At 70.3% G+C, this 20,571-nt stretch carries 21 protein-coding genes and 2 tRNA genes; 15 read left to right on the top strand and 8 right to left on the bottom strand.

From position 1 onward, the window contains the following. Positions 1–753 precede the first annotated feature (753 nt). The 4 genes from dnaN to D7193_RS29080 are packed head-to-tail and all read left to right on the top strand — an operon-like array spanning position 754 to position 4,525. The gene (dnaN, locus tag D7193_RS29095) at positions 754–1,887 is read left to right on the top strand and encodes a DNA polymerase III subunit beta (RefSeq protein ID WP_120782852.1); all 1,134 of its coding nucleotides are present in this window, start codon (positions 754–756) and stop codon (positions 1,885–1,887) included. A 38-nt stretch (positions 1,888–1,925) separates the two neighbouring features. Continuing rightward, on the top strand, positions 1,926–2,798 hold the full coding sequence (gnd, locus tag D7193_RS29090; RefSeq protein ID WP_120782851.1) for a phosphogluconate dehydrogenase (NAD(+)-dependent, decarboxylating): 873 nt from the start codon (positions 1,926–1,928) through the stop codon (positions 2,796–2,798). Positions 2,799–2,814: 16 nt separating this feature from the next. Continuing rightward, complete coding sequence (gene recF, locus D7193_RS29085) at positions 2,815–3,948, top strand: DNA replication/repair protein RecF (protein WP_120782850.1); 1,134 nt, start codon at positions 2,815–2,817, stop codon at positions 3,946–3,948. Then, the gene (locus D7193_RS29080) at positions 3,938–4,525 is read left to right on the top strand and encodes a DciA family protein (protein ID WP_120782849.1); all 588 of its coding nucleotides are present in this window, start codon (positions 3,938–3,940) and stop codon (positions 4,523–4,525) included. Before recF ends, D7193_RS29080 begins: the two co-directional genes overlap by 11 nt. Positions 4,526–4,540: 15 nt before the next feature. Here D7193_RS29080 and D7193_RS29075 read toward each other — a convergent pair whose 3' ends face one another. Beyond that, positions 4,541–4,765 (bottom strand): hypothetical protein, encoded by a 225-nt coding sequence (locus tag D7193_RS29075; protein WP_120782848.1) that lies wholly within the window; start codon positions 4,763–4,765, stop codon positions 4,541–4,543. Positions 4,766–4,866: 101 nt separating this feature from the next. Here D7193_RS29075 and D7193_RS29070 point away from each other — a divergent pair, with 101 nt between their 5' ends. Further along, positions 4,867–5,337 carry a MarR family winged helix-turn-helix transcriptional regulator gene (locus D7193_RS29070; protein ID WP_241563604.1) on the top strand — a complete coding sequence of 157 codons (471 nt, stop codon included), beginning with the start codon at positions 4,867–4,869 and terminating at the stop codon, positions 5,335–5,337. 76 nt (positions 5,338–5,413) lie between these two features. On the opposite strand, the gene D7193_RS29065 is transcribed toward D7193_RS29070, so the two are convergent. After that, the gene (locus tag D7193_RS29065; RefSeq protein ID WP_120782847.1) at positions 5,414–5,995 is read right to left on the bottom strand and encodes a hypothetical protein; all 582 of its coding nucleotides are present in this window, start codon (positions 5,993–5,995) and stop codon (positions 5,414–5,416) included. Positions 5,996–6,559: 564 nt separating this feature from the next. Between D7193_RS29065 and gyrB the strand changes: the two genes are divergently transcribed. The 7 genes from gyrB to D7193_RS29035 all read left to right on the top strand — a co-directional run bounded on the left by gyrB (position 6,560) and on the right by D7193_RS29035 (position 13,438). Then, positions 6,560–8,503, top strand: a complete 1,944-nt coding sequence (gyrB, locus tag D7193_RS29060) for a DNA topoisomerase (ATP-hydrolyzing) subunit B (RefSeq protein ID WP_120782846.1) — start codon at positions 6,560–6,562, stop codon at positions 8,501–8,503. Positions 8,504–8,632: 129 nt separating this feature from the next. Continuing rightward, positions 8,633–11,152: a DNA gyrase subunit A gene (gene gyrA / locus D7193_RS29055; RefSeq protein WP_120782845.1), complete on the top strand. Its 2,520-nt coding sequence runs from the start codon at positions 8,633–8,635 to the stop codon at positions 11,150–11,152. A gap of 4 nt (positions 11,153–11,156) precedes the next feature. Continuing rightward, the gene (locus D7193_RS29050; protein WP_120782844.1) at positions 11,157–12,056 is read left to right on the top strand and encodes a DUF3566 domain-containing protein; all 900 of its coding nucleotides are present in this window, start codon (positions 11,157–11,159) and stop codon (positions 12,054–12,056) included. Positions 12,057–12,206: 150 nt separating this feature from the next. Beyond that, positions 12,207–12,280 (top strand) — tRNA-Ile (locus D7193_RS29045). 42 nt (positions 12,281–12,322) lie between these two features. Further along, complete coding sequence (locus tag D7193_RS34400) at positions 12,323–12,451, top strand: DLW-39 family protein (protein ID WP_240032904.1); 129 nt, start codon at positions 12,323–12,325, stop codon at positions 12,449–12,451. Between the two features lie 46 nt (positions 12,452–12,497). Further along, positions 12,498–12,573, top strand: a tRNA-Ala gene (locus D7193_RS29040). 169 nt (positions 12,574–12,742) lie between these two features. Beyond that, positions 12,743–13,438: a nucleotidyltransferase domain-containing protein gene (locus D7193_RS29035; RefSeq protein ID WP_147434471.1), complete on the top strand. Its 696-nt coding sequence runs from the start codon at positions 12,743–12,745 to the stop codon at positions 13,436–13,438. 196 nt (positions 13,439–13,634) lie between these two features. On the opposite strand, the gene D7193_RS29030 is transcribed toward D7193_RS29035, so the two are convergent. Next, entirely contained in the window at positions 13,635–14,135 is a 501-nt protein-coding gene (locus D7193_RS29030) for a DUF1877 family protein (RefSeq protein WP_120782842.1), read from the bottom strand. A 7-nt stretch (positions 14,136–14,142) separates the two neighbouring features. After that, positions 14,143–14,532: a hypothetical protein gene (locus D7193_RS29025; RefSeq protein WP_241563602.1), complete on the bottom strand. Its 390-nt coding sequence runs from the start codon at positions 14,530–14,532 to the stop codon at positions 14,143–14,145. 114 nt (positions 14,533–14,646) lie between these two features. On the opposite strand from D7193_RS29025, the gene D7193_RS29020 reads away from it, so the two are divergent. Further along, entirely contained in the window at positions 14,647–14,862 is a 216-nt protein-coding gene (locus D7193_RS29020; RefSeq protein ID WP_206612020.1) for a hypothetical protein, read from the top strand. On the opposite strand, the gene D7193_RS29015 is transcribed toward D7193_RS29020, so the two are convergent. Next, on the bottom strand, positions 14,859–15,671 hold the full coding sequence (locus D7193_RS29015; RefSeq protein ID WP_120782840.1) for an alpha/beta fold hydrolase: 813 nt from the start codon (positions 15,669–15,671) through the stop codon (positions 14,859–14,861). The genes D7193_RS29020 and D7193_RS29015 overlap by 4 nt on opposite strands. 490 nt (positions 15,672–16,161) lie before the next feature. Here D7193_RS29015 and D7193_RS29010 point away from each other — a divergent pair, with 490 nt between their 5' ends. Beyond that, positions 16,162–17,079, top strand: coding sequence for a serine hydrolase (locus D7193_RS29010; RefSeq protein ID WP_120782839.1), 918 nt, complete (start codon positions 16,162–16,164; stop codon positions 17,077–17,079). A 63-nt stretch (positions 17,080–17,142) separates the two neighbouring features. Here D7193_RS29010 and D7193_RS29005 read toward each other — a convergent pair whose 3' ends face one another. After that, positions 17,143–18,375, bottom strand: coding sequence for an MFS transporter (locus tag D7193_RS29005; RefSeq protein ID WP_120782838.1), 1,233 nt, complete (start codon positions 18,373–18,375; stop codon positions 17,143–17,145). A 235-nt stretch (positions 18,376–18,610) separates the two neighbouring features. Then, positions 18,611–19,066: a VOC family protein gene (locus D7193_RS29000; protein WP_338324148.1), complete on the bottom strand. Its 456-nt coding sequence runs from the start codon at positions 19,064–19,066 to the stop codon at positions 18,611–18,613. Between the two features lie 169 nt (positions 19,067–19,235). On the opposite strand from D7193_RS29000, the gene D7193_RS28995 reads away from it, so the two are divergent. Further along, positions 19,236–19,655 carry a CBS domain-containing protein gene (locus D7193_RS28995; RefSeq protein ID WP_120782837.1) on the top strand — a complete coding sequence of 140 codons (420 nt, stop codon included), beginning with the start codon at positions 19,236–19,238 and terminating at the stop codon, positions 19,653–19,655. 95 nt (positions 19,656–19,750) lie between these two features. Here D7193_RS28995 and D7193_RS28990 read toward each other — a convergent pair whose 3' ends face one another. Continuing rightward, positions 19,751–20,551: an MBL fold metallo-hydrolase gene (locus D7193_RS28990; RefSeq protein WP_241563599.1), complete on the bottom strand. Its 801-nt coding sequence runs from the start codon at positions 20,549–20,551 to the stop codon at positions 19,751–19,753. Positions 20,552–20,571: the final 20 nt, after the last annotated feature.

The raw sequence follows: 20,571 nt of genomic DNA, 5'->3' as shown, positions 1-20,571 counted from the left end.
GCCCGCGACGACCGCCCGGCCGTGTCCACGGCCGGGCCTTTTTCTGTCCACACCCCGACGGAGCTTGACCCTCGACCCGGTCGAGCCCACACGATCGGGCCGTGTCCATCCACCGCGCCCTCTCGTTGTCCACAGCTCGTTGTCCACCGTCGGTGGATAACTACGCTCGGTCCGTCCCCGGTTACCCACAGCCTGTGGACTACCCCTGGGGACAGCGTGTGGACGGGTGGGGACAACCGTCTCCGTCATCCACCGATGGCGGTCGACCTGTGGGCAGCCTGTTGAAGGTTCTGGGGATGACGACGGTCGGGACCGTCCGGGCGGTCCACAGGCCTGGGGAGAAAGTCCGTGGACAAGCGGTGGACAACCGGTGGACAACGGTGGACAACTCGCGCCGCGACGCCGGCTGTGGACCACCACACGGGTTTACACCCGGGTTCTCCACAGCGAGAACACCGGTGGATAACGTGTCTCACCTGCGCGAACGCGGGTTCTCCACAGTTTGCACAGGTGCGATGAAGACGATGAGTTATCTCTTCTAAAAGAACAAAAACCAATCATCACCGTTGGACTTTCTGTGGATCGGGCCGGACGCTGCCGGGCCAGTGGTGAGCACCGACTCCCTGGACGGGGTCGGGCGCACAGCCGATGCCATCGCGCCCTAAGGTGCGATAGGTACCCGCACCGTCAGGCGGGTCGGCAGGCAGCGGCCGGCATGAGAGAGTTGTCGCTGACGTCGACGCGGAGGCATTGATGAAGTTCCGAGTGGAGCGCGACGCGCTCGCCGAGGCCGTGGCCTGGACCGCGAAGAGCCTGCCCAACCGGCCGTCCGTTCCGGTGTTGGCCGGCGTGATGCTCCGGGTCACCGACGGCAGCCTGCAGGTCTCCGGGTTCGACTACGAGGTCTCCAGTCAGGTGACCGTGGAGGTCCAGGGCGACGCCGACGGGGCCGCGCTGGTCTCCGGCCGGCTGCTGGCCGAGATCACCAAGGCGCTGCCCGCCAAGCCGGTGGACATCGCCGCGGTCGGCGCCCACCTCGAACTGGTCTGCGGGAGCGCCCGGTTCACCCTGCCCACCATGCCGGTGGAGGACTACCCGTCGTTGCCGGAGATGCCGCAGAGCGCCGGCACCATCGACGCGGCCACCTTCGCCTCCGCGGTCGCCCAGGTGGCCGTCGCCGCCGGGCGGGACGAGACGCTGCCGATGATGACCGGCGTACGGATCGAGCTGTCCGGCAGCACGCTGGCGATGCTCGCCACCGACCGCTACCGGCTGGCGCTGCGCGAGATCCAGTGGAACCCGGACGACCCCGAGGTGAGCATCAACGCCCTGGTGCCCGCGCGCACCCTGCACGACACCGCCAAGGCCCTCGGCCCGCTCGGCGGCGAGGTCACCCTGGCGCTGGCCACCGGTGGCGCGGGCGAGGGCATGATCGGCTTCGCCGGTGGGACCCGCCGCACCACGAGCCGGCTGCTCGACGGCGCCAACTACCCGCCGGTCCGCTCGCTGTTCCCGGCGAGCCACAACGCCGAGGCCCGGGTGCCGGTCAGCACCCTCATCGAGGTCGTCAAGCGCGTCGCGCTGGTCGCCGAGCGCACCACGCCGGTGCTGCTCAGCTTCAGCGCCGACGGCCTCGTGGTCGAGGCCGGCGGCTCGGAGGAGGCCCGGGCGAGCGAGGCGATGGAGGCCACCTTCACCGGTGACCCGCTGACCATCGGTTTCAACCCGCAGTACCTGATCGACGGGCTGGCCAACCTCGGCGCGCAGACCGCCGTGCTGTCGTTCGTCGACGCGTTCAAGCCTGCGGTGATTTCGCCCGCCGGCGAGGATGGCGAGGTCGTGCCCGGGTACCGGTACCTCATCATGCCGATCCGCGTGTCCCGCTGATCGCACCCGCAACACCCACGCACCGGAGGTAAGTACACATGCAGCTCGGCCTGGTAGGTCTCGGCCGGATGGGCGGCAACATGCGCGAGCGGTTGCGCGCCGCCGGGCACGAGGTGGTCGGTTTCGACCACAACGCGGAGCTGAGCGACGTTGCCTCCCTCGCGGAGCTGGCGGAGAAGCTCGAGTCGCCGCGTGCCGTCTGGGTCATGGTCCCGGCCGGCGTCACCGACGCGACCATCGACGAGCTCGCCGACGCGCTCGGCGAGGGCGACATCATCATCGACGGCGGCAACTCGCGGTTCAGCGACGACGCGCCCCGGGCCGAGCGGCTCAACGACCGCGGCATCGGCTACATCGACGTCGGCGTCTCGGGTGGCGTCTGGGGCCGGCAGAACGGGTACGCGCTGATGGTCGGCGGCTCCGAGGAGCACGTCGGGCGGCTCATGCCGATCTTCGAGTCGCTCAAGCCGGCCGGCGAGTTCGGCTTCGTGCACGCCGGCCCGGTCGGCGCCGGTCACTACGCCAAGATGGTGCACAACGGCATCGAGTACGGCCTCATGCACGCGTACGCCGAGGGCTACGAGCTGCTCGCCGCGTCCGAGCTGGTCACCAACGTGCCCGGGGTGTTCAAGTCGTGGCGCGAGGGCACGGTGGTGCGCTCGTGGCTGCTCGACCTGCTCGACCGCGCCCTCGACGAGGACCCGGAGCTGTCGGAGCTGAGCGGCTACACCGAGGACACCGGCGAGGGCCGCTGGACGGTGGACGAGGCGGTCCGGCTCGCCGTGCCGCTGAACGTCATCACCGCCTCGCTGTTCGCGCGCTTCGCCTCCCGGCAGGACGACTCGCCCGCGATGAAGGCGGTGGCTGCGCTGCGCCAGCAGTTCGGCGGGCACGCCGTCCGCAAGCGCTGACGGCAGCCGCACCCCCGTGTACGTCCGCCGGCTCGAACTGGTCGACTTCCGCTCGTACGAGCGGGTCGGCGTGGACCTCGAGCCGGGGGCGAACGTCCTGATCGGCGCCAACGGCGTCGGCAAGACCAACCTGGTCGAGGCGTTGGGCTACGTGGCGACCCTGGACAGCCACCGGGTCGCCACGGACGCGCCGCTGGTGCGGATGGGCGCGGCGTCGGCGGTGATCCGCTGCGCGATCGTGCACGAGGGCCGGGAGCTGCTGGTCGAGCTGGAGATCGTCCCGGGTAAGGCGAACCGGGCCCGGCTCGGCCGCTCCCCGGCCCGCCGTGCCCGCGACGTTCTCGGCGCGCTGCGGCTGGTGCTCTTCGCTCCGGAGGACCTGGAACTCGTCCGCGGCGACCCGGCCGAACGCCGGCGCTACCTGGACGACCTGCTGGTCAGCCGGCAGCCACGGTTCGCCGGGGTACGCGCCGACTACGAGCGGGTGGTCAAGCAGCGCAACGCGCTGCTGCGTACGTCGTACCTGGCCCGCAAGACCGGCGGGGCCCGCGGCGGTGACCTCTCCACGCTCGCCGTCTGGGACACCCACCTGGCCCAGCACGGCGCGGACCTGCTCGCCGGTCGGCTCGAACTGGTCGCCGCTCTGGCGCCGCACGTGGCGAAGGCGTACGACGCGGTCGCCGCCGGACGCGGCGCCGCGGGGATCGCGTACCGGCCGTCGGTGGAGCTTCCCGAGCCGACAACCGACCGGGCGGCGCTCGCCGAGGCGCTGACCGCGGCCCTCGCCGAGTCCCGCACCGCGGAGATTGAGCGGGGCACCACCCTCGTCGGCCCGCACCGTGACGAGCTGGCGCTCACCCTCGGTCCGCTCCCCGCCAAGGGGTACGCGAGCCACGGCGAGTCGTGGTCGTTCGCGCTGGCCCTCCGCCTCGCGGGCTACGACCTGCTGCGCGCCGACGGGATCGAGCCGGTGCTGGTGCTCGACGATGTCTTCGCCGAGCTGGACGCCGGTCGGCGGGAGCGGCTGGCCGAGCTGGTCGGCGGGGCGAGCCAGCTTCTGGTGACCTGTGCCGTGGACGACGACGTGCCCGCGGCCCTGCGGGGCACCCGGTTCGAGGTCGGTGAGGGGACGGTGCGTCGTGTCGGATGAACCGGGGCGCCGGGACGCCGCTTCCGAGGCCGCCACGCCGGCGAATGGAGACGGCGCCGCGACGGCGGACGGGCCCTCGGGGCCGGAGTTGGCGCGCGCGGTGCTGGACGCCGCGAAGGCGCGGCGGGAGGCCGCCGGGAAGACCCGCCGGCGCGGCCCGTCCGCCGGATCCGGCGGCGGCGAGCGGCGGCTGCGCGGCTACTCCGGGCCGGGACCGGATCCCCGCGACCCCCAGCCGCTCGGTGCCGTGCTGGACCGGCTCGTGAAGGCACGCGGCTGGCAGCAGCCGGCGGCCGAGGCGACCGTCTTCGGCGCGTGGGAACGTGTTGTCGGGCCCGAGGTGGCGCAGCACAGCCGCCCGGTGAAGCTGGAGAACGGCGAACTCACCGTGGAGGCCCGGTCGACCGCCTGGGCGACCCAGCTGCGCCTGCTCGCCGGCTCGCTGCTCAAGCAGATCGCCCGCGAGGTCGGCCACAACGTCGTACGCAAATTGCACATCCACGGCCCGGCGGCGCCGTCGTGGTCCCGCGGCCCCCGCCGGGTGCGCGGCCGCGGCCCCCGCGACACGTACGGCTGACGGCCGGGCCGGGGATCAGCCCTCGCCGCGCCGGGCCTCCCGGGCGGCCCGCTTACGCTCCCGCTGCTCGCGGCTGTAGCGCTTGCGGTTCTCCAGGTCGCGTTTCCACCCCTCACGGGCCTCGGTCGAGCCGCCGTACACGGCGCCCTGCACCTCGGCGGGGCCGGCCAGGTACCGGTACGCCCACCTCCAGAAACGGCCGCCCTCACCCGGCGCCCGGACCGGCTTCTCGTCGCCCATGCCACCGCCTCCCGTCTCGTCAGGCCGCAACAATTGGTGTACCAATCATTGGGGCACCAAACATCGGTACCATAGCAGCCGGTCGAGGAGGGGGTCGAGCAGTGGATCACGAGCTGGGCGGCGCGGACCCGCTGGCGCTGGAAGAGCAGGTGTGCTTCGCGCTGTCGGTCGCCGCGCGCAGCGTCGTGGCGGTCTACCGCCCCCTGCTGGAGCCGATGGGCCTGACCCATCCGCAGTACCTGGTGATGCTCGCCCTCTGGCAACACGCCCCGCTGTCGGTACGCGACCTCAGCCGCCTGCTCCAGCTCGACCCGGGCACCCTCTCACCGCTGCTGAAGCGGCTGGAGGCGAACGGCTACGTACGCCGCGAGCGCGACCCCGCCGACGAGCGGAGCCTCGCGGTCACGCTCACGGCGAGCGGGCAGGCGCTGCGGGCCCGGGCCGAGGAGATCCCGCCCGCGATCGTGGCGCGGCTCGGTCTGCCGCTCGCGGAGCTGCGGCAACTGCACGGCGCGCTCACCGAGGTCATCGCGGCGGCGAACCGGGCCGCCGGTGCCGGGCCGGTCGGCTGACCCGGCGGCATCAGGAGCGGGTCGACGCGGCCTCACCACGAGCGGCGACCGTCACGCGCGGGCCGGCCCGGTCGTGTCAGGAGGGGGTGGCCCGGCGGGGCGCCTCCGACTCGGCGTAGACGGCGAAGCCGCGGTCGGCGCAGCGCCGGTAGAAGGCGGCCAGCACGCCCAGTTCGGCGCAGGTGAACTCCCACTGCGGCGGGTTGCCGCTCTCGTCGCGCAGCGCGTCGAGCCGACCGTCCAGCCAGCGCAGCTGCTGCTCGGCCAGGCGCCCGTCGGCGAGCAACGCGCGCAGCACCGCGCTCACCGAGTCGAACGTCACCGCCTCGCCGTACTCGCGGTGCCCGGCCACGAACCGCTCGATGCCGTCGGCGATCCAGGCGCAGCCGTCCGGGTCGATCACCGGGTCCTCGTCCTCGGCGGCGGCGTCAGTGGCGTACAGCACACCGTCGAGGCCGAGCAGGAGGTCCACCAGTTCGGTGTACGCCGTGGCCCGGACAGTGCCGGTCTTGGCGATCAGTTCGGCCAGCGCGGCTGTCGGCGCGGAGATCCGTGGCATGTCGACGATCTCGCCGAAGTCGACGAACTCGGCCGGTGCGACCGGGTCGTAGAAGCGGCCGGTCCGCGGCCAGTGCACCGCGACGTTGTCCAGCCCCATCTGGGGTCACCTCTTAAGAGCACGTGTGGGGGTCGATCGGGTCGATCGTCCGGTTCCGCTCGGAAAAGATCAAGTCGGCTCCGGAACCGCCGTTCGAAAAAGATCAAGGCGGCTCCGGGACCGCCGCCAACGTACGGCACCGCCGGACCGTCCGGAACCCCCCGACCCGCCCGGCAGCGGGTGCACCCGCCGCGCGGCGCCGCACGTCGATCGGGCGTTGGCGTGTAGGGGGAGTCGCGGGCGGCAGGATTCGGCCGGCTACGGAGTTCTGAGCCCCTTTGCGAGGGTGCCGAGTGGCGGTTCCACCGCCAGCGCACAGTAAGATTGATGCAGAGACGAAGACCCGGTGCGGAGCGACGGACACGGGCCCCGAAAGGGGGGCCCGCGATCATTGTCCACGTCGGGTCGAGCCGATCGCGATCCGCGGGCAACCGCGGCGACCGGCGCGTACCGACCCGTGACCGGACTCCTCCGGCGGCGGTCCGCGCCGACGTCGCGTCCTGTCCGCCGAACCCGCGCCAGACGCGCCCAACCGGCGTCGACGGCGCGAGAAAGTGGCCGAGGGTGGCAGCGCAGGACAAGCAGCAGTACGGCGCAGAATCGATCACCGTTCTCGAGGGGCTGGAGGCCGTCCGGAAGCGGCCCGGTATGTACATCGGGTCGACCGGTGAGCGGGGCCTGCACCACCTCGTCTGGGAGGTCGTGGACAACGCGGTCGACGAGGCGCTGGCCGGCTACTGCGACACCATCGACGTGGTGCTGCTGGCCGACGGCGGGGTCCGGGTCACCGACAACGGCCGCGGCTTCCCGGTCGACCTGCACCCCAAGCTGAAGAAGCCGGGTGTCGAGGTGGCACTCACGGTGCTGCACGCGGGCGGCAAGTTCGACGGCAAGGCGTACGCCGTCTCCGGCGGTCTGCACGGCGTGGGCGTCTCCGTGGTGAACGCGCTCTCCACGCGGATGTTCGTGGAGATCCACAAGGACGGGTTCGTGTGGCGGCAGAGCTACGCCAACTCCAAGCCCAACCCGCTGGAGAAGGGCGAGACGACGGACCGCACCGGCTCGGCGGTCTCGTTCTGGCCCGACCCGACCGTCTTCGAGACGGTCGACTTCGACTTCCAGACCATCTACCGGCGGCTGCAGGAGATGGCGTTCCTGAACCGCGGCCTCACCATCCACCTGCTCGACGAGCGCGCGGAGGACGAGGACGGCAAGCCGCGCGAGGTCACCTTCCTCTACAAGGGCGGCATCGCCGACTTCGTCCGGCACCTGAACGCCTCGAAGAACCCGATCCACCGCACGGTGGTCGAGTTCGGCGCCGAGGAAGAGGGCATGTCGGTCGAGATCGCCATGCAGTGGAACGAGTCGTACGGCGAGTCGGTCTACACCTTCGCCAACACGATCAACACCCACGAGGGCGGTACGCACGAGGAGGGCTTCCGGGCAGCGCTCACGAGCGTGGTGAACCGGTACGGCACCGACCGGAAGCTGCTCAAGAGCGACGAGAAGCTCTCCGGCGAGGACATCCGCGAGGGGCTCGCCGCGATCATCTCGGTGAAGCTGGCCAACCCGCAGTTCGAGGGCCAGACGAAGACCAAGCTCGGCAACACGCCGGTCAAGAGCTTCGTGCAGCGGGTCTGCAACGAGTGGCTGGTCGACTGGTTCGACCGGAACCCGGCCGAGGCGAAGCTCATCATCCAGAAGGCGTCGCAGGCGGCACGGGCCCGGATCGCGGCCCAGCAGGCGCGCAAGCTGGCCCGGCGCAAGTCGCTGCTGGAGTCCGGCTCGATGCCGGGCAAGCTGGCCGACTGCCAGTCCACCGACCCGCGCGAGTCCGAGGTCTTCATCGTCGAGGGCGACTCGGCCGGTGGGTCGGCGAAGCAGGGGCGTGACCCGCGTACGCAGGCGATCCTCCCGATCCGCGGCAAGATCCTCAACGTGGAGAAGGCCCGGATCGACCGGGTGCTGAAGAACAACGAGGTCCAGGCGCTCATCACGGCGCTGGGCACCGGCATCCACGACGACTTCGACATCGAGAAGCTGCGCTACCACAAGATCGTGCTGATGGCCGACGCGGACGTCGACGGTCAGCACATCCAGACGCTGCTGCTCACCCTGCTCTTCCGCTTCATGCGGCCGCTGGTCGAGCTGGGTCACGTCTACCTGGCCGCACCTCCGCTCTACAAGATCAAGTGGAACCGGAAGGGCGACGACGCGCAGTACGCGTACTCCGACCGGGAGCGCGACGGCCTGATCGCCCTGCGCCAGCAGCAGAAGCCCAATGCCAAGCCGGACGACATCCAGCGGTTCAAGGGTCTCGGCGAGATGAACTATCCCGAGCTGTGGGAGACCACCATGAACCCGGCGACCCGCACCCTGCGTCAGGTCACGCTCGACGACGCGGCAACGGCCGACGAGCTGTTCAGCGTCCTGATGGGTGAGGACGTCGAGGCACGCCGGTCGTTCATCCAGCGCAACGCGAAGGACGTGCGCTTCCTGGACATCTGACGGTCACCAGGGGGCCGGTCGACAGCCATCGGCCGGCCCACTGGTCCACAGAGTTATCCACAACTTGGCCGCTATCCACAGCGGTTATCCACAGCACGAAAACGACTCTGAGTCTGATAAGGGTAAACAGTGACCGATTCCCCCGAGTCCACACCGAACGAGCCCGAGGCCACCGAGGCCGCCGGCGCCGTGGTTGCGCACGACCGGATCGAACCGGTCGGGCTCGAGGTGGAGATGCAGCGCTCCTACCTCGACTACGCGATGAGCGTCATCGTCGGGCGCGCGCTGCCGGACGTCCGGGACGGGCTCAAGCCGGTCCACCGCAAGATCCTCTACGCGATGTTCGACTCCGGCTACCGGCCGGACCGCGGCTACGTGAAGTGCTCCCGCGTCGTCGGCGACGTCATGGGTCAGTTCCACCCGCACGGTGACTCCGCGATCTACGACGCGCTCGTGCGGATGGCACAGCCCTGGTCGCTGCGCTACCCGCTGGTCGACGGCAACGGCAACTTCGGCTCGCCCGGCAACGACCCCGCGGCCGCCATGCGGTACACCGAGTGCAAGCTCGACCCGCTCGCCATGGAGATGCTGCGGGACATCGACGAGGACACCGTCGACCTCCAGGACAACTACGACGGCCGGGCCAAGGAGCCCACGATCCTGCCGTCGCGGATCCCGAACCTGCTCATCAACGGGTCCGAGGGCATCGCGGTCGGCATGGCCACCAAGATCCCGCCGCACAACCTGCGCGAGATCGGCGCGGCCGTGCAGTGGTGCCTGGAGAACCCGGAGGCGGACGAGGCCACCACGCTCGAGGCGCTGCTGGGCATCGTCAAGGGCCCGGACTTCCCGACCCACGGTCTGATCGTCGGCACCGCCGGCATCCAGGACGCGTACCGGACCGGCCGCGGCTCCATCCGGATGCGGGCCGTGGTGGAGGTCGAGGAGGACAAGCGCGGCCGTGCGGCGCTGGTGGTCAGCGAGCTGCCCTACCAGGTCAACCCGGACAACCTCGCCGAGCGGATCGCCGAGCTGATCAAGGAGGGCAAGCTCGGCGGCATCGCCGACATCCGCGACGAGTCCTCCGGGCGTACGGGTATGCGGATCGTGCTCGTGCTCAAGCGCGACGCGGTCGCCAAGGTGGTGCTCAACAACCTCTACAAGCACACCCAGCTCCAGGAGACGTTCGGCGCCAACATGCTGGCGCTGGTCGACGGGGTGCCGCGCACGCTCAACCTGGCGCAGTTCATCCGCTACTACGTCGACCACCAGGTCGAGGTCATCCGCCGGCGCACCGCGTTCCGGCTGCGCAAGGCCGAGGAGCGGGCGCACATCCTGCGCGGTCTGGCCAAGGCGCTCGACGCCCTCGACGAGGTGATCGCCCTCATCCGGCGTTCGCCCACGGTCGAGGACGCCCGCCAGGGCCTGATCCGGCTGCTGGAGATCGACGAGATCCAGGCGACCGCGATCCTGGACATGCAGCTGCGCCGCCTCGCCGCCCTGGAGCGGCAGCGGATCCTCGACGACCTGGCCAAGCTTGAAGTCGAGATCGCCGACCTCAAGGACATCCTGGCCAAGCCGGAGCGGCAGCGGAGGATCGTCTCCGAGGAGTTGGGCGAGATCGTCGCGAAGTGGGGCGACGACCGGCGGACCCAGATCGTGCCGTTCGACGGCGAGGTCTCGATGGAGGACCTCATCGCCCGCGAGGACGTCGTCGTCACGATCACCCGCACCGGGTACGCGAAGCGGACGAAGGTCGACCAGTACCGGTCGCAGCGCCGCGGCGGCAAGGGCGTCAGCGGCGCCACGCTGCGCCAGGACGACATCGTCAGCCACTTCTTCGTCTGCTCGACGCACGACTGGATCCTGTTCTTCACCAACAAGGGGCGGGTCTACCGGGCGAAGGCGTACGAGCTTCCGGAAGCCAGTAGGGTGGCCAAGGGTCAGCACGTGGCCAACCTGCTTGCGTTCCAACCGGACGAGCAGATCGCACAGATCATCGAAATTCCGAACTACCAGGTGGCCCCCTACCTGGTACTGGCCACGAAGAACGGCCTGGTGAAGAAGACGCGGCTCGAGGAGTTCGACTCCAACCGTTCCGGCGGCATCATCGCGATCAACCTGCGCGATGAGGACGAGCTGGTCGGTGCCGCCCTGGTCGGGCCGGAGGACGATCTGCTGCTGGTGTCGAAGAACGCGCAGGCGATCCGGTTCAACGCCACGGACGAGGCGCTGCGGCCCATGGGCCGGGCCACGTCGGGCGTGATCGGGATGCGTTTCGCCGAGGACGACGTGCTGCTGGCCATGGAGGTGGTCCGGCCGGGCATGGACGTGCTGGTGGCGACGAACGGGGGATACGCGAAACGTACCCCCATCGAGGAATACCCGGTGCAGGGCCGGGGAGGTAAAGGCGTGCTGACTGCGAAGATCACAGAGCGACGTGGTGGTCTGGTCGGCGCGGTGGTGATCGACCCGGACGACGAGCTGTTCGCGATCACCAGCAACGGTGGTGTCATCCGGACTCCGGTGAAGCCTGTACGCCGTACGCGTGACCGGAACACAATGGGGGTCAAGCTGATGGACCTTCCGGACGGCGTGACTATCGTGGCGATTGCTCGCAATGCCGACGAGCCTGACGAACAGGACTAGTTGAATGACGGAGACACAGGCGAAGTCGGGGAACACGGGGACCTCGGCCAACCCGGTCGACGAGGAGGCCGCAGGAAGCGGCGCACCAGCGACCGGCCGCGCGGCCGTGGGCCGGGCCACGGTCCCCGCCGACGCGCCTGCCCCGAAATTCACCCGGGCTCCCGGGATGGCGCCGCCGCCGGACAAGCCGAACGACGAGGCCGGGTCCGGTGACAAGACCGAGGCGGTGCCGGCCGAGGCCGCTGCCGCTGCCGCCGGCGGTGGCGGTGCCGCGAAGGCGTCGGGCGGGGCCCGCCCGACCAGCACCCAGCCGATCCCGGTCCGGGCCGGAGCGTCCGCTGGGGCGGCGACCGGCACCCAGCCGCGGATCGCCGGTGCCGCGGCCGGGCCGGATGCCACCCGGCCGGGCCCCGGTCGGGCGCCCAACGGCGGTGGCCTGCCGCCCGGCATCGGCAACCCGTCCGCCGTCGGGGCCGCGCGGGTCGGTGACGCGGTGCGCGCCGCGCGTACGTCGGTCAGCTCGGCCGCGTCCCGCGGACCGCGCCGGGCCCGGCTGAACCTGAAGCGGATCGACCCCTGGTCCGTGATGAAGTTCGCATTCGCCGTGTCGGTGGTGCTCTTCATCGTGGTCGTGGTGGCCACCTCGGTGCTCTACCTCGCCCTGGACGCCATGGGCGTCTTCCAGAGCGTCAACGACAGCCTGACCGACCTGGTCAGCGCCGGCGGTGGGCAGAGCACAGACGGCTTCCAGATCACCGCGAAGGGCGTGATCCTCAGCTCGGCCCTCATCGGTCTGGTCAACGTCGTGCTGTTCACGGCGCTGGCCACGCTGGGGGCGTTCGTCTACAACGTGTGCGCCGACCTGGTCGGCGGCGTCGAGCTGACGCTCGCCGAGCGCGACTGAATCGACGGGACGCCGGGGCACCGCGGAAAGCGGTCGCCCCGGCGTTCCGTACTCCGGTAGGTTCAAACGGCGACGGCGACGGCGGCGCGCGGGCCGGCCCCCGATTTGGGGCGGCGCGAGCGCATGGGTTAACCTTGCTCGTCGCATCGCGGGGCTATAGCTCAGTCGGTTAGAGCGCAGAGCTGATAACTCTGAGGTCGCTGGTTCGATTCCAGCTAGCCCCACCGCACGTCGTCCGACGGCAGCCGAGCGCGAGGGGTCGCCCCATGGTCAAGAAGCTTCTGATTCTGGTCGGCGTTGTCGGCGTGGCTGCCGTCGTGGCCAAGAAGATCAAGGCCTCCAACGACGAGCGCGCGCTCTGGCACGAGGCGACCACCGCTCCCGACCTGCGCTGAGGCCCACGCCTACGGCGCCAGTGACCAGGCGGCGCCGCCCGCCCTCGGGGCCCTAGCTCAACTGGCAGAGCACTGCCTTTGCAAGGCAGGGGTTAGGGGTTCAAGTCCCCTGGGCTCCACCATTTCCGCCTGTGATCAGGCGTCTCGCCGAGACAAGATGAAGCGGGCCAGATTCGGCACAACTCGGCTTTGATCTTGCGCATTCTCAGCGTCGCCGCGCGCTTGCGGCGGCTTGGTTGGTGATCAGCGTGGTTTGGTGAAGACGTTGCCGACGCGAGGATCCTCGTGACCATGACGGACGTGAACGATCTCGTGGCGCGGGCTTACGGTGACCCGGCCGTCGTCGGCATGGTGTTGACCGGCTCACGGGCCCGAGGTTTGGCAACCCGGTACTCGGACATCGACCTGTGCGTCGTCGTCAGCGAGCGCCGCGAGTCGTGGTGGCAGGGCCGGCGAACTGCGGAAGTCGATGCCTTCGTGTGCACCGTCGATGAGCTCGCCGACACGTCCGACATATGGCAGCGGTACGCCTTTCGCGGTGCTCAGGTGCTTGTCGACAAGCTGGATGGCGTCATCGCCCAGCTGGTTCAGCGACAGGCCGTTCCCACTCAGGCAGAAGCCAATACATGGGCCCGCGAAGGCCTCGACGGCTACGTCAACCTTCTCTACCGAGCAGCCAAGAGCCGCCGTGACGGTGACCTGGCGGCCGCGGCCTTGGACATCGCCGAAAGCGTCTCCTGGTTGCTGACCACGATCTTCGCGCTGCACGGACGGCTGCGCCCATACAACAAGTACCTGCGGTGGGAGCTGACGACGTGTCCAATGGGTGAGCCGTGGAGCGCCGACACGCTTCCGGAGCGGCTCCTGCACGACCCAGCTGGGCTATTTCCCGACATCGAGCGGCTGGCGCGAGAACGCGGTCTTGCCGATGTGCTCGACGCTTGGGGCGACGACCTGCATTTGCTGCGTCAGCCTCGAACGGCGTAACGCGTCATCCGACGCCAACCTGTCACGCATCATCCGGAGTACGACAACGCCGGCTGCCGGCGTGTCGGGTCTCAGGACCTGCGTGACAGATCAGTCTCGGGACGTGGGTGACACGTCCGGCTAGACGATCTTGCTCCAGAGCAGCCAGCTGCCCGGTGAGCGGCTACGTGCTCTGGCCCACGTTGTCCGACCGCGCCTAATACCAAAAGGCTTTGATCACCGCGTGTCCGGCTTGTGCGGTCCGCTCATAGAAGGTGCGTAAGTCGTTGTGGTAGCCGAGGAAGATGTTCCTGGCCGCGTTCTCGTCCTCCCAGCCGACGTATGGCTTGGATAGTTTCGCCCCGGCGATCTGCCAGCGTTCGTCGAAGGAGAGGGTGCGGAGGAACTCGGCCGTTCCTCGCGTCTCGTCGGGGTTGAGGATGACGAACGGCGGTTGGTCCTTCACCGGGCTGCTGTATATGTGGCGGCCGCCGAAGATCGGCAGAGTGCTGGCGGCATTCGTGGCGTCGCCTTGATCCGTGCCCATGGTGTAGAGCTCGTCGACGTGGCCGAAGTCCTTCTCGATGGAGTCGGCGATGCCGGCTGCGTACTCTTCCGGGTGCGCCTCCCAGGCGGCCCACATGAAGGCATGCAGCGACGGGAAATCCTGTGGGATCTCGTTGGAGGCCGTGGCCCGCAGGTGCATGTGAAAGCTCACCGGGCTGCTACTCCTTGCGGTGGGCGGGCGAGCGGGACGGCTGCTCGTCGTGGGGCTCTGGTTTACGGGCTTTGAATCTAGCGATGGCCTTGGTGGTGCAATGAGCGACCTCGGTGATCAGTTGATCGGCGTCGTAGACGCGGAAGGTGGTGCCAGCGGCTTCGACGGTTAGGGATGTTCCGGCGTGGGCGATGCCGACGTGGATGCGTTGACCGGCGATGACCAGGGATCCTCGGCAGCTGACGCGGCGTTCCACCCGCATGGGTTCGGGTGCCGGGGTAGGTGGTGGCCCGGCGGGTTGACCGTCGGCGGCGAGGAGCTGGCGCAGGTGGTCGGGGGTAAGTCGGGACGCGTTGCGCCAGGGCCGGACCAGGCCAAGCCTGAACGACGTTGACATGCCGTTTCGACGTGCTTTGGTTGATCTCAGTCTAAGCACAGCCACGCCGTCCCCTCCTGGCTCAGCACGCGATCGATGGCCGAGGCAGCCTGCCGATGCGCTACGGTGCTCGGCGTGATCCGGCAGACCATGGCGGCCTCCGTAGACAAGCCGAGCGAGGTCGAGGCGGCTGAGGTGTGGCTGAACGCCAACCGGGACGCTCTGACCTACGCCGGAGAGGAAGGCGGCTGCGGTTGCTGCGTCCGGATGTGGAAGGTGGAGGGGCCTGCCGAGGTTCTGGTGACGATTCCCTACGAGGTCTCGGCTTCCTCCGACTGGGATACGGCCTAGCCGCCCTGGACCCACGTCAGCATGTCCCGCCAGTGGGCGGGAGACGGTGTGTGAGCAGCGTTCTCACCGATGCGGACCTCGGCGTCGGGCATCCGTGCGGCGATCAGCGGCGCGTCGGGAACAGCTCTGCCGGGGTCGTGTCGACCAGCCCAGATGAGGACGCGGCAGGGCACATCCCGAAGGTGGAATCCCCATGGACGAATGTCTGTGGCCAGCCAGTCGCCGACCAGGCCGGTGGCGCCTTGGCGGGCGCCTTCGAGGTTGGACTCCTCGCCTGGCTGCATCCAGGTGTCCTGGCCGGTCGCGAGCAGTTCGCGGTGCTGTTTGAGGGGGTCTTCCGCGTACCAGGCGGCAGCGCGAGCCACGTAGGGGCGGCCGAGTCCCGGGATGGTGCAAAGCGCCCACGCTTGTAGCCGCTGCCAGCCGCGTACCGTCCGCAGCTCCCGGTACGGGCCGGTGAAACCGGCGGCGACGACACCGGTCAGGCGTTGTGGAAAGCGGGCACCACAGGCCACGGCGTACGGTGCGCCGCCCGAGAACCCGACCACTCCGAAGCGCTCGATTCCCAGGGATGACATCAGCGCACCGACCGCATCGGCGACGCCGAGCAGCGTCGGCCGCCGGGCAGGTGTCGACCGACCGTATCCGGGCCGGTCCACGGTGATCAGGCGAACGCCGACCAGCGCCGCGTCGTCCGGGCGGCTGAGGCGAGAACCTGGCGTGCCATGCAGGTACACCACGGGCACCCCGGCCGGATCGCCGTACTCCGCCCAACCCAGAAGCCGATTGCCCGGTAGCGCGAAATCCATGTCGCTCCTCTGCTTCCAGCACCAGATCGCCGATATCGCGGGATCCCCGCGCCGCGGATACCGCCATATCGGCGAAACGGAGTTGATCAGGTTCGAGTCCGCCTCGGATTTCTCCGGCCAGCGGTAAACAGATCGGCGCGCTGGTGCGTAAACGAGGTGTGGAACGAGATCGTACGGACTTCCCGCGACGCGCTCAGGCTGTCCGTCCCGCGTTCCGGACGAGATCCGCGCCGGGCGGGATGGGTCACGCCGTGCAACCCCTGGCCACGACGTTCGCGTCTCAGGTGCGCGCCGCCCCTGGCGCCCTGCGATTGGGGAGCCCCATGATCACTCCGCGAACCTGGCCCTCGGACGACCGGCGACCGCCCCTTCCAAAAGACCGGCATACCAGGCGACACACCGGAAGCCGACGCGCCGCAAGCGGACGCACCGAAGGCAGACCCGCCGGAAGCGGACCGGTCGTCGGTGACACGCTGGCGGGGCGGGCCGAGTGAGCGGGCGCGGGCCGACCCGTCGCGGGCTGCTGGCCGTGGCGGTGCTGGCGATCACCGGCGGTGGTGCGGCAGGGGCGAGCGCCGCCTGGCGGCTGGCCGGTGGCCGTGACGAGCCGACGACCGGGGCGGGGGACCGCGCGCCTGCCGCGTCACCCACGCCCAGTCCGACGCCCGACCATCTGGCCGCGGCCCGCAGGAAGGTCGCGGCGTACGTGGAGAGGGTCGGGAAGGGCCAGGTCGCGGTGGCGGTGAAGGACCGGAGATCGGACGTGGCGCTCACGGTCGGCACCGCCCGTTTCCAGACGGCCAGCATCGTCAAGGTCGACATCCTGGCTGCCCTGCTGCTCCGGGCGCGGCAGCGGAACCAGGAGATCAGCGGCACCGATCGGCGCAACGCCAAGAAGATGATCACCGCTAGTGACAACGCCGCCGCGACCGCGCTGTACCAGCGGATCGGCGGGAAGGCCGGACTGGCGACGGCGAACAGGACCTTCGGCCTGAAGGAGACCACGCCCCAGACGTCGTGGGGTATGGCCACGACCACGGCCGCCGACCAGATCCGCCTGCTCACCTCCCTGACCGACGAGGACGGCCCCCTGGACGAGGCCGGCCGGAGCTACCTCTTCGACCTGATGAGCCAGGTCGAGGAGGACCAGGACTGGGGCGTTCCCGCTGCGGCCGGCCCCCGGACCACGGAGGCCTACGTCAAGAACGGGTGGGACACGGTCTCCGCCGACGGCGGCCTCTGGGAGGTCAACACGATCGGACGGCTCGTCGAGCCGGGCCGTGACTGGCTCGTGGCCGTGCTCTCCCGCCACCACCAGACGCAGACGGCGGGCGTACGGATGGTCGAGGCCGTGGCCCGGTACGCCGTCGGCGAGCTGCGGAAGATGCCCACGAACCCGACAGCCTGAGTCGCACGTTGCGCACCCCGACCCCGACCCCGACCCGCCGCCGCCGCCGGTCACTCCAACCGGTCAGTCCGTGGCGGTGGCCGCGCGTACCGTCCTGCTCAATGTCGCCACGATCGCGAGGCACGCGAGCCACCCGGCCAGGACGAACGTCAGCGTCGGCGCCCCGATCAGGGCGACCGCCGCACCGCTGGCCATGGTGCCGAGGGCCGCCGCCCCGCCGGTGAGGGTGTCGATCGCGCTGGTGACGCGGCCCCGGACGGCGTCGGGGGTGACCGCGAGCCGGTAGGAGTCGAGGGCGACGTTGTAGATCGGCGAGACCACGGACTCGGCGAACGCCACGACCAGCAGCAGCCACCAGGTCGGTGCCAGCGCGTAGAAGGGGAAGGCCAGGGCCTCGACCCAGAGCATCGTGATCGACAGTTTCCCGAGGGCGAACCGGCGGGTGAGTGTGGGAGCCAGCAGGCTGCCGAGGAGGGCGCCGACCCCGGCGCCGGTGAAGACGACGCCGACCTGTGTGGGGTTCGCGTGCAGGCCCTGGGCCAGCATGATGATCAGCAGGTAGCCGGCGCCGAAGCGCAGGCTGTCGCCCGCGTCGAGGAGGGCGAGCGTCCGGATCACCGGTTTGCGCCACAGCCAGGACAGGCCGTGACCGATGTCCGCCACGAGCGCGCGCGGCGCGGCGGTCGTGGCCCGTTCCGCCTGGAATCCGGCGCGGACGGCCCGCAGGGCCGCGGCCGACGCCAGGAACGAGACGGCGTTGAACGCGAACGGCACCAGACGGCCCAGGGCGTACGCGATGCCGGCCACCGAGGCGCCGACGATCCGCAGCGCGTTGGACATCACCCCCATCGCCGCGAGTGCGGCCGGAAGGTCGGACCGGCCGACGATGTTCGGCAGCGCCGAGCTGTTCGCCGCCTGGAACAGGGTGCTGAGCGCACCGCCGAGGACGGCAACGGCGTACAGCTGGGGCATACCCAGCGCTCCGGCTGCGGCGGCCACGGGAATGGTGGCGGTCAGGAGTCCCCGACCGATCTCGCACCAGATCATCGTGGCCTTGCGATTCCAGCGGTCGACCAGGGCGCCGGCCGCGAGCCCGAAGACGAGCTGAGCGGCGGTCTGGAGGCCGAGCACCACCCCGGCCTGGGTCGACGAGCCGGTCAGGGCCACGACGAGCAGCGGCAGGGCGAGGAACTGGAGCTGGTCACCCAGCTGTGAGATCAGCCGCCCGCCGACCAGCAGGCGGAAGTCGTGCTGCCGCCACAGGCTCCGGGGCGGCGTCGGGGTGAGGGTGTCCATGGTGAAGTCCTGTCGATGAGTGCGTCGTACGACGCGCCGTCACGGGATCGACAGACACGCGGGCGGCAGGTGCGGCCAGCAGGTACGGGCCGCATCGGGCCACCGGGAGCCACCGGGCGATGGGCAGACTCCACCCGCGTGTCGGAGCGTGACAGCTAGGACTTACGCGGCGAGGACATGGTCGGCACTCTATGGCGACGCCGCCGACGGCGGCAACGCACTTTCGCGGCAGGACTCAGTTCACCGGCGGCGCCCAGGTGGGGCGCCTGATGAGGCAGAACGGATGGCCGGCGGGATCGGCGTACACGTGGTCGCCGGCCAACCGCCGTGCCCCCAGCGCGAGCACCGTCTCACCCGCCGCGTCCTGGTCGTCGACCATCACGTCGAGGTGCATCTGCTGCGGCACGGTCGGCTCCGGCCAGGTCGGCCGCGTCAGGTCGGTGGCGCGCTGGAACGCCAACCCGGACGCCGCCGTGCTGGCCGAGACGACGACGAAGTCCTCGTCCGCGTAGGTGATCGGGTCGCCGAGGACGGCGCTCCAGAACCGCGCCTCGGCCATCGGGTCCGGGCAGTCGACGATCAGATGGTGAAGTCGGCCCACCGGCATTGCGGGCACCCCTTCCTGCACCGGCGCGACGAACCACCCGTGCCGGCGGCCGGTCCTTCCCGGTCGCGCGACGCCGTAGTCCATAGCCACGTTCCGGCAGTATCACAGCTCCTGCCGGCACACGCTGCCCGCACGGACGGCCGGCGCGAGCGGGCCGCCGTCGTCCGGAGTGGCCGGTCACGGGGTGTGCATGGCGCGGACGCCTCGGGGTAGGAGGAACAGCACCAACCCCCCGGAAAGTGAGGTGTGTGCCATGCCGACCGCACGCGAGATCATGACGAACGACGTGACCTGCATCCGCGAGCAGGACGACCTGCGGACCGCGGCCAAGCAGATGGCTCAGCTCGGGGTCGGCTCGCTGCCGATCTGCGGTGACGACAATCGGCTCAAGGGCATGCTGACCGACCGCGACATCGTGGTGAAGGTGCTGGCCGAGGGCCGCGACCCGGGCAACGTGACCGCCGGCGAGCTGGCCCAGGGTGAGGCGGTGACCATCGGCGCCGACGACGACGCGGCCGAGATCCTGCGCACGATGGGCGAGCACAAGGTACGCCGGCTGCCGGTCATCGACGGGCAGCAGCTCGTCGGCATCGTGGCCGTGGCCGACGTGGCCCGCTCGCTGCCGGAGCGCCCGGTCGGCGACCTCATCGAGGCCATTTCCGAGCGCGGCTGACCCCGCACCCCCTACCGTCGATCGCCGCCGCCGGCATCGGGCCGGGGCGGCGATCGGCGTACGGCCACAGCCGGCGGGGCCGGGGAGGCTGCCACTCAGCCGGGCGGGGTGAGCGGGACGGTCTCGCCGCGGGCGATGGTGCGGACCTGCCGGACGATTCCGCGCCGACGCGCCTCCTCGACGAAGTGCGACAGCGGCGACCGGAAGACCTCGTAGTCGTCGTAGTGGATCGGCACGGCCAGCTTCGGCCGGATCAGCTCGACCAGGTCGCAGCCCTGCCGGGCATCCATGGTGAGCAGGATCGCCGCGACCTTCGTGCCGCCGAGGTGGATGAGCATGGCGTCGATGTCCGGGTACCGCTCGGGGATCTGGGTCAGCTGCGGGCGGTTCAGCGTGTCGCCGGTGATGTAGAGGCGGAACCGGCGGCTGCCGTCACGCACCAGGTCGACCATCGTCCCCATCACGTCGGGAAGTAGCCGGTCGAGCACGCCGGGACCGTGCTGACCGGGCAGCGAGACGAGCCGGAGGGTCTCCCCGTCGCGGTGCAGCTCGTGGGTGTGCCAGGTGGGCAGCCCCTCGGCGGAACGGAAGCCCCAGCGGCGTAGCTTCCGTTCCGCCGAGGGCGTGGTCACGATCGGCAGGGAGCGGTCGAGCCCCCGGCGGGCCACCCGGTCGAAGTGGTCCCCGTGCAGGTGGGACAGGACCACCGCGTCCAGCGACGGCAGCTGGGCGATGGTCAGCGCCGGGTCCGTACGCCGTCGCGACCACATCCCCTTGCCCAGGTACGCCCGCTGGCCGCGGTGCAGGAAGTTCGGGTCGGTGAGCAGGGTGAACCCGCCGATCCGGAGCACCGTGGTGGCGGTGCCGATGAACGTGACCTCCGGCTGTTCTGCCAACGTGCCCACCTCCACCCGTC

Origin of the sequence: Micromonospora costi, assembly GCF_003626655.1 — a bacterium.
In the GTDB taxonomy this organism is placed as follows: domain Bacteria; phylum Actinomycetota; class Actinomycetes; order Mycobacteriales; family Micromonosporaceae; genus Micromonospora; species Micromonospora costi.
The sequence above is the reverse complement of the archived record's forward strand: the minus strand, read 5'-3'. Positions and strand labels throughout refer to the sequence as shown.

Excerpts from the sequence above, each read along its gene's own strand:
- dnaN (WP_120782852.1), top strand. The coding sequence starts at position 754 with ATGAAGTTCCGAGTGGAGCGCGACGCGCTCGCCGAGGCCGTGGCCTGG.
- D7193_RS29005 (WP_120782838.1), bottom strand. The coding sequence starts at position 18,375 with ATGGACACCCTCACCCCGACGCCGCCCCGGAGCCTGTGGCGGCAGCAC.
- D7193_RS28995 (WP_120782837.1), top strand. The coding sequence starts at position 19,236 with ATGCCGACCGCACGCGAGATCATGACGAACGACGTGACCTGCATCCGC.
- D7193_RS34400 (WP_240032904.1), top strand. The coding sequence starts at position 12,323 with ATGGTCAAGAAGCTTCTGATTCTGGTCGGCGTTGTCGGCGTGGCTGCC.
- D7193_RS29025 (WP_241563602.1), bottom strand. The coding sequence starts at position 14,532 with ATGTCAACGTCGTTCAGGCTTGGCCTGGTCCGGCCCTGGCGCAACGCG.
- D7193_RS29065 (WP_120782847.1), bottom strand. The coding sequence starts at position 5,995 with ATGGGGCTGGACAACGTCGCGGTGCACTGGCCGCGGACCGGCCGCTTC.
- D7193_RS29035 (WP_147434471.1), top strand. The coding sequence starts at position 12,743 with ATGACGGACGTGAACGATCTCGTGGCGCGGGCTTACGGTGACCCGGCC.
- gnd (WP_120782851.1), top strand. The coding sequence starts at position 1,926 with ATGCAGCTCGGCCTGGTAGGTCTCGGCCGGATGGGCGGCAACATGCGC.
- D7193_RS29015 (WP_120782840.1), bottom strand. The coding sequence starts at position 15,671 with ATGGATTTCGCGCTACCGGGCAATCGGCTTCTGGGTTGGGCGGAGTAC.
- D7193_RS29000 (WP_338324148.1), bottom strand. The coding sequence starts at position 19,066 with ATGGACTACGGCGTCGCGCGACCGGGAAGGACCGGCCGCCGGCACGGG.
- D7193_RS29075 (WP_120782848.1), bottom strand. The coding sequence starts at position 4,765 with ATGGGCGACGAGAAGCCGGTCCGGGCGCCGGGTGAGGGCGGCCGTTTC.
- D7193_RS29050 (WP_120782844.1), top strand. The coding sequence starts at position 11,157 with ATGACGGAGACACAGGCGAAGTCGGGGAACACGGGGACCTCGGCCAAC.